This window comes from Longimicrobium sp. (genome assembly GCF_036554565.1).
Taxonomy (GTDB): Bacteria; Gemmatimonadota; Gemmatimonadetes; order Longimicrobiales; family Longimicrobiaceae; genus Longimicrobium.
Map to the genome: position 1 here is coordinate 1 of NZ_DATBNB010000141.1, position 7,000 is coordinate 7,000.

The 7,000-nt window shown below is 71.2% G+C and carries 5 protein-coding genes; 1 reads left to right on the forward strand and 4 read right to left on the reverse strand.

Translation table 11 applies throughout. The features are described from left to right. Positions 1-130 precede the first annotated feature (130 nt). A complete protein-coding gene (locus tag VIB55_RS03810; RefSeq protein ID WP_331875342.1) occupies positions 131-712 on the reverse strand; it encodes a hypothetical protein in 582 nt (193 codons plus the stop codon). Between the two features lie 113 nt (positions 713-825). Here VIB55_RS03810 and VIB55_RS03815 point away from each other — a divergent pair, with 113 nt between their 5' ends. Further along, positions 826-1,626, forward strand: a complete 801-nt coding sequence (locus VIB55_RS03815) for a hypothetical protein (protein ID WP_331875343.1) — start codon at positions 826-828, stop codon at positions 1,624-1,626. A 78-nt stretch (positions 1,627-1,704) separates the two neighbouring features. Here the strand turns inward: VIB55_RS03815 and VIB55_RS03820 are convergent, their stop codons facing one another. From VIB55_RS03820 to VIB55_RS03830, 3 genes are all read right to left on the reverse strand, one after another. Then, a complete protein-coding gene (locus VIB55_RS03820) occupies positions 1,705-3,759 on the reverse strand; it encodes a putative bifunctional diguanylate cyclase/phosphodiesterase (RefSeq protein ID WP_331875344.1) in 2,055 nt (684 codons plus the stop codon). 238 nt (positions 3,760-3,997) lie between these two features. After that, on the reverse strand, positions 3,998-4,129 hold the full coding sequence (locus tag VIB55_RS03825; RefSeq protein ID WP_331073933.1) for a hypothetical protein: 132 nt from the start codon (positions 4,127-4,129) through the stop codon (positions 3,998-4,000). A 571-nt stretch (positions 4,130-4,700) separates the two neighbouring features. Further along, on the reverse strand, positions 4,701-6,803 hold the full coding sequence (locus VIB55_RS03830) for an acetate--CoA ligase family protein (protein WP_331875345.1): 2,103 nt from the start codon (positions 6,801-6,803) through the stop codon (positions 4,701-4,703). Positions 6,804-7,000: the final 197 nt, after the last annotated feature.

Here is a 7,000-nt window from a genome sequence, read left to right on the forward strand (position 1 = left end):
CCCTGCGCGGGGAGGGCGCGGGCGAACAGGAGCAGGGCGAGAACGATCAGCGGTCGCATCAGCAGAACGGGTGCGGGGCCTCGGTGCAGTGGGCGGCACACGATAGTGCCGCGGCGCGCGGAGCGCACGATCAGCGCCGCACGTTCTGCTTCACCACCACGCGCGCCAGGTGCGCCTCGTTCACCACGTCGGAATGCGACCACGAGTAGGTGTACCGGTCGATGACGATGCTGGCGCGCACCTTCTTCGGGGGCGCGGCGCCCAGCAGACGGCGCGCCTCCGCCGGCTCCTCGAAGCAGAACCATCCGATGCGCTCATCTCCCGAAAAGCGGGGAAGGCGGATGGCGGATTCGCGGTCCAGCTCGAAGCAGAGGGCGGGCGAGTCGGGGTCGTCCGGGTGCGCCCGGGTGATGCCCGAAACCGTCGTCTGCCCGGCGAAGCGCACGCTGCCCACCCACTCGCCGTCGGGCATGGACTGCGCGATGTCCGTGGATTCCAGGACCATTCCCGCCACCGTGTCGCCCACCCGCACGCGGGCCGGATCGAAGATGACCCTTCCCCGCGCATCCCGCGCCGGGGGTGACGCCCTGTCGGGCGGCGTCTCGGCGGGGGAAAGCAGCGTGTCCCGGGCCGCGCCGCCCGCGGCGGATCCGCCCCCGCCGCACGCGGTGGAGAGGAGGGCGAGGGCCAGGAGCGCACAGAACGTTTTCATCGACATCATCCCAAGCGGTTGATCGCTATTGCGGCGCGGGGGGCTTCCGCATCCGGCGCTTCCGGGTGATATTCCGCGCACCCGCCGTGCCCATCCCCGATCTTCCTGCCCTGATGGAAACCACAGTCGCCATCTCCGGCCTGCGCGCCTGCCCCGCGTGCGGCACCATGAACGCAACGCGATTCTGCGGCGACTGCGGCCGCGCCGTCGACGGAACGCCCGCGCGGACGGTGGAGGTGCTGAAGGAAGGCGCTTCCGAACTGTTCGGCGTCGACAAGAGCGCGGTGCGGACCATGCGCGACCTGCTGCTGCACCCCTTGAAGGTGGCGCAGTCCGTTCGCGGTGACAACGACGAGGGCTACGTGCGGCCCTTCCGGCTTTTCTTCCTGCTCGCGGGCGCGTACATCCTGCTGCTGACGACGGTGCAGCCCCACTCCTTCGAGCTGGGGTCGCAGGCCACCCCCGACCAGCTTGCCGCGATGGCGAAGGTGGCGGCGGGCAACGGCATTTCGCTGGAGATGATGAACGAGCGCTTCGGCCAGCGGATGAACATGCTGCTGCCGCTGATCAGCGCGGTGATGCTGATTCCCCTCGCCGCCCTGCTGCGCCGGATGGACCGGTCGCGCCCCGTGGGCGATCACATGCTGACGATGGCCAGCATCACGAACTCCATGTGGATCACCTGCATCCTGCTGATCCCGCTGGCGTACCTGGGCACGTGGCCCTTCATCATCGCGGCGCAGGTGGCGGGGGTCGGGTACATCGGCGCCGCCATCATCCGCCTGTACCCCGGTGCGACCCGCGTGCAAACCGGCCTCCGGCTCGCCGGCTTTCTGGTGGCGGACTATGCGCTGACGATGCTCCTGTCCTTCATGCTTGCGCTGGGCGTGATGGTTTCGGTGCTCTACTTCTGAGTATCGCCGGCACCGGAGCGCAGCGGGCGGAAACCACACCGGTCTCCGCCCGCTTTCGTTCGTCCATGCGATGGCGGATCAGGACGCGGCCGCGGCGACCGGGCGGCGGAGGGAGGCGGGAACCTGCTCGGGGTCCTGCGGCCGGGCGAAGAGGTAGCCCTGGCCGTACTCGCACCCCATGGCCCGCAGCGCGGCGAACTGCGCGGGCTCCTCGATGCCTTCGGCGACGATGGCCACGCCCAGGCTGCGGGCCAGCGCCACGATGGTCTGCACCACCGCCGTGCCGTCCGGGCGCTGCACGAAGGAGCGGTCGATCTTCAGCCCGTCCAGGGGCAGCTGGTGAAGCAGGCTGAGCGACGAGTAGCCGGTGCCGAAATCGTCCAGGTAGATGGGAATGCCCAGCGCGCGGAAGCGGCGCAGGAGGGGGATGGCCTGGTCGGGATCGCGCATCACCGTGCTCTCGGTAAGCTCCAGCTTCAGGCTCCCGGGGCGCAGCCCGTGCTCGCCGACGGCGGCCTCCACCTCCTGCAGCAGCCGCGCGTCGCCGAACTGCCGCGCAGACAGGTTCACGCACACGAACCGCGGCTCGTCACCCGGGAACTCCGCCTCCCACGCGGCCAGCTGCCGACAGGCCCCGCGCAGCACCCAGCGCCCCAGCGGCACGATCAGCCCCGTGTCCTCGGCCACCCCGATGAACTCCACCGGCCCCACCAGCCCACGCTCCGGGTGGTGCCAGCGCACCAGCACCTCCCATCCCACGGTGCGCTCCGTCGCCAGCTCCACGATGGGCTGATAGACCAGGCGGAACTCGCCCCGGCGCACCGCCTGGCGCAGGTCCGTTTCCAGCTGAAGCCGCCGCAGCGACTCGTGGTGCATGGAGCGGGTGAAGACGGCGAAGCGCTCGGCGCCCAGCGAGCGGGCGTGGTACATGGCGGCATCGGCGTTGCGCAGCAGCTCGTCCGGATGGCCCCCGGCGTCGCCCGAGAGCGCCACGCCGATGCTGGCCGAGGTGAACACCTCGTATCCGCCCAGGCTGACGGGGGCCGAGAGCGCGGCCTGGATCTGCTCCGCGCGCCGGCCCGCCTCGGCAGGGTCGGCCACCCCGTCCAGCAGCAGCACGAACTCGTCGCCTCCGAAGCGCGCCACCGTGTCGGCCGGGCCCACGCACGCCAGCAGCCGGGCCGCCACGATCCGCAGCAGCTCGTCGCCCTTCAGGTGGCCCAGCGAGTCGGTGACCAGCTTGAAGCGCTCCAGGTCCAGGAACACTACCGCGAAGGGCCGCGGGGTGCCGTCCTCGCCTGTGCGCGCCGCGGCCTGGGCCAGCCGCGTGCCGAACAGCGTACGGTTGGGAAGGTCCGTAAGCGCGTCGTGAAGGGCGTCGTGGCGCAGGCGCTCCTCGGCGGCCTTGCGGCCGGTGACGTTTTCCACCATCGCCACGCAGAACCGCGGCTTTCCCGCCCCGTCGCGCACCGCCGACGCCGCCAGGTGCACCCAGATGGTGGTTCCGCTGGGGAGCAGGTAGCGCTTTTCCACGCGATACGAGTTGCGCCGTCCGGCGGCCATGTCGCGGAACAGCGACAGGCTGCCGTCCGCGTCGTCGGGATGGTTGAGCTTCCAGAACTCCAGCCCGTGCAGCTCCTTCTCGCCCAGGCGCACCATCTCGCGGTAGGCGGTGTTGGTCTGCACGATGCGGCCGTCCATGGTCACCACCAGCACGCCGATGGCCGCGCCCTCGAACATGGCGCGGAAGCGCTCCTCGCTGTCGCGCAGGGCCGTCATGGCGTCGCGCGCGGCGAGCTCGGCGGCGGCGCCCGCGGCCAGCTCCATCAGCAGTCCCAGCTCCGGCTGCTTCCACGCCCGTCCGGGTTCCGCCACGCCCAGCGCGCCCAGCACGGTGCCGCTGGCGTCCCGCACCGGCACGGCCAGCGCGCCGGCGGCGGCCTGCGGCTCGGCGGACGCCATCGCCCGCTCCATCCCCGCCCGCAGCGCGTCCAGCAGCGACGGGTCGCCATGCGGGCGCTCCACCCGCGTGCCGTCGGGCGCCCGCGACAGCAGGAGCGCGGCCGGCACGCCCAGGGTGCGGGCCGACAGCCGGGACCAGTCGGTATGGCTGCGGGCGCTGCGATCGGGCACGTCGGGGCGGGTGAGGGGGCGGCCGTGCACGCCCTCGCGCGAACGGACAACATCCGGGGGAACAACCGGAGGGGATGGTGAATGGTTAGCCGTGACGGCGGGGAAACGCAAGAATTCGGATCATGACCAGACAAAAGCGCCGGCCCGTGCGGGCCAGCGCTGATGCGGGATGGAGCAGTGCGGGAGGCGCTCCCCGCCCGGTGGATACGGCGGGAAAGCGGCGCCGGCTACGACGGGCTTAGAGCCGTGGTCCCTTGCGGGCGGTGCGGCGGTCTTCCAGGCGAATCATCCACAGGCATACGAAATACACCACCAGCACCAGCAGCCCGAAGACGGCGATATTGCGGAAGAGCGTGCCCCAGCCAGCCATATGTCCCTCGTAGGTTTCTGTCCCAGGTCAGCAAGTCGGCGCACAACATACAGTGGGGCGCGTCGTCCGGCTAGGCTGCGCGGGCGCTCACCCCGGCCGTGCTGATACGGCCGTTGCTCCGCATCTTCGCGGCGGGCCCCGGCTGCCGTGGGGCCCTCACCCCGCCGCGCTGACACGCGTGCGACCCTCTCCCACAAACAGCGTGGGAGAGGGGGTACACTTCGGGGGCTTGGTGCGTCACGGCAGAGCCGGTGCTCGGGCCGGCGCCCCCCAGCCCCAACCCTTCCCCGCAAACAGCCGTGGGGGAAGGGGGCGAGTCGAGTGCACGGGGCCAGCCGGAGCGCAGTTCAGGTCTCCCCCTCCCCTGCGCAGCGGGGGCCGGGGGCCGGGGGGAGGGGGCTGCCGAGGCATGCGAGGCAGTCAGTCGAACCCCGATCGAAGTTCTCCCCTCTCCGCACAGCAGTACCGTGCGGGGAGGGGCCGGGGGAGGGGCCGGGGGAGGGGCCGGGGGAGGGGCCGCCCCGGCGGACGCGTCTCGGGCTGGATGTTTGGGGCGTGAGTGCGGAAGTACCTACGAGATCGAGATGCGGATGCGGCCATCCACCGCTACGCCGCCCTCGGGAAAGGCGAGCCACGGATTCACGTCCATCTCGCGGATGGCATCGTGGTCCGCCACCAGTTGCGACACGCGCTGCACGGCTTCCTCGATGGCGCCCAGGTCCGACGCGGGCTCGCCGCGGATGCCTTCCAGCAGCGGGAACGCGCGGATGCACCGCACCATCTCCGCCGCGTCCACGTCCGTCACCGGCTGCACGCGAAAGGCCACGTCCTTGAGCGCCTCCACGTAGATCCCGCCAAGTCCGAACATCAGCACGGGGCCGAACTGCGGGTCCTGCGTCATGCCGATGATGGTTTCCTTGCCGCCCGACACCATCTTCTGCACCAGCACGCCATCCACCTCCCCCGCGCCGATCCCGGCGCGCTCCGGAACCTCCGTCGTCAGGCGCTGATACGCGGCGCGCAGCTCCGCCTCGTCCTCCACGCCCACCACCACGCCGCCCACGTCGGACTTGTGGATGATCTTCGGCGAAAGGACCTTCAGCACCACCGGCCAGCCGATCTCCCGCGCCGCATCCGCCGCCTCGTCCGCCGAGCGCGCGACGCGGTGCGGCGCGACGGGAATGCCGTACGCCTGCAGCACCCGCATCACCTCCGTTTCCGACAGCTTCGCGCGGCCCTCTGCGCGCGCGGCGGCGATGATTTCCGCCACCGCGCGGTGATCGATATCGAAGGCGCGGACGTGGCCCACGGGACGCTCCAGCCACTCGCGCTGCCGGTACATGGCGGCCAGCGCACGGGCGGCGGACTCGGGAAAGCGGAAGCCGGGGATGCCGGCCGCGTTCAGCTCGGCCAGGCCCTGCGGCAGCCCCTCGCGGCCCATCAGCACGGCCATCACGGGTTTTTCGCTGCCGCCTGCCACGGACACGATGGCCTCGGCCACGTCTTCCTGGCGCACACCCAGCGGCGGGACGAACGTGGCGATCACCGCGTCCACGTTGGGGTCCGCCAGCACCGCCTCCACCGCGATCCGGTAGCTCTGCGCCGTGGCGCTGGCGATCATGTCGACGGGATTGGCGAGCGACGCCTCCTCGGGGAAGTGCGCGGCCAGCGTGGCGCGCGTTTCTTCCGTCAGCTCCGTCACCGCCAGCCCGTGCGCCTCGCACGCGTCGGCGATGATGATGCCGGGGCCGCCCGCGTTGGTGACGATGGCCACGCGGTTGCCCCGCGGGATGGGCTGGTGGCTGAACGCCATCGCCAGGTCGAACATCTCCTCCACCGTGTCCACCCGGATCACCCCGCACTGCCGCAGCAGCGCGTCCGTGGCGGCATCGGTGCCCGCCAGCGCGCCCGTGTGCGACGAGGCCGCGCGTGCCCCGGCGCGGGACCGGCCGGACTTCACGGCGATGATGGGCTTCTTCCGTGTGATCTCCCGCGCCAGCTGCGTGAAGCGGCGCGGGTTTCCGAAGTTCTCCAGGTACATCAGGATCACGCCCGTCCGCTCGTCGTCGGCCCAGTACTGGATCAGGTCGTTGCCGCTGACATCGGGCTTGTTGCCCACGGACACGAACTGCGAGATGCCGATGCCGTACTCGGCCGCGTAGTCCAGGATGGTGACGCCCATCGCCCCCGACTGGCTCATGAACGAAACCGGCCCGGCGGGGGGCATCGTGGGCGCGAAGGTGGCGTTCATCGACAGCCCCGGCGCGGTGTTCAGCACGCCCATGCAGTTGGGGCCCACCAGCCGCATCCCGTAGCGCCGCACGATCTCCATCAGCGCGTTCTGCCGCTCGATGCCCGCGCCGCGGATTTCCGCGAAGCCGGCCGAGATCACCACCAGCCCCTTGATCCCCTTGCGGCCGCACGCCTCCGCGGCGCCGAGCACGTGCTGCTTGGGGACCACGATCAGCGCCAGGTCCACCTCGTCGGGAATGGCGTCCACGGACGGGTACGCGCGGATGGAGTGCACCGAGGCGGCCGTGGGATTCACGGGATACACGGCCCCGCTGAACCCGTGGCGCACCAGGTTTTCCAGGATCTGGTAGCCGATGGTGTTCGGCTTTCGGCTCGCGCCGATCACGGCGATGGAGCGGGGGCGGAGAATGGCGTCGAGCAAGACGGTGCGGGAGTGCGTCGGTGCGTGCGTGCGGAAGCATGGCTCCGCTTCGAGGTGCAAATCTACGCGGCGGGGGGCCCGGGCACCAAGGTCGGCATCCCGGGCGGAAGCCGCCCGCCGGGCGAGGGAACCTGCAGGCACCGGATGACTACAACACGGCGGCGCGCGGCGGATCGACTCACGTGGAGTGGGCGGAA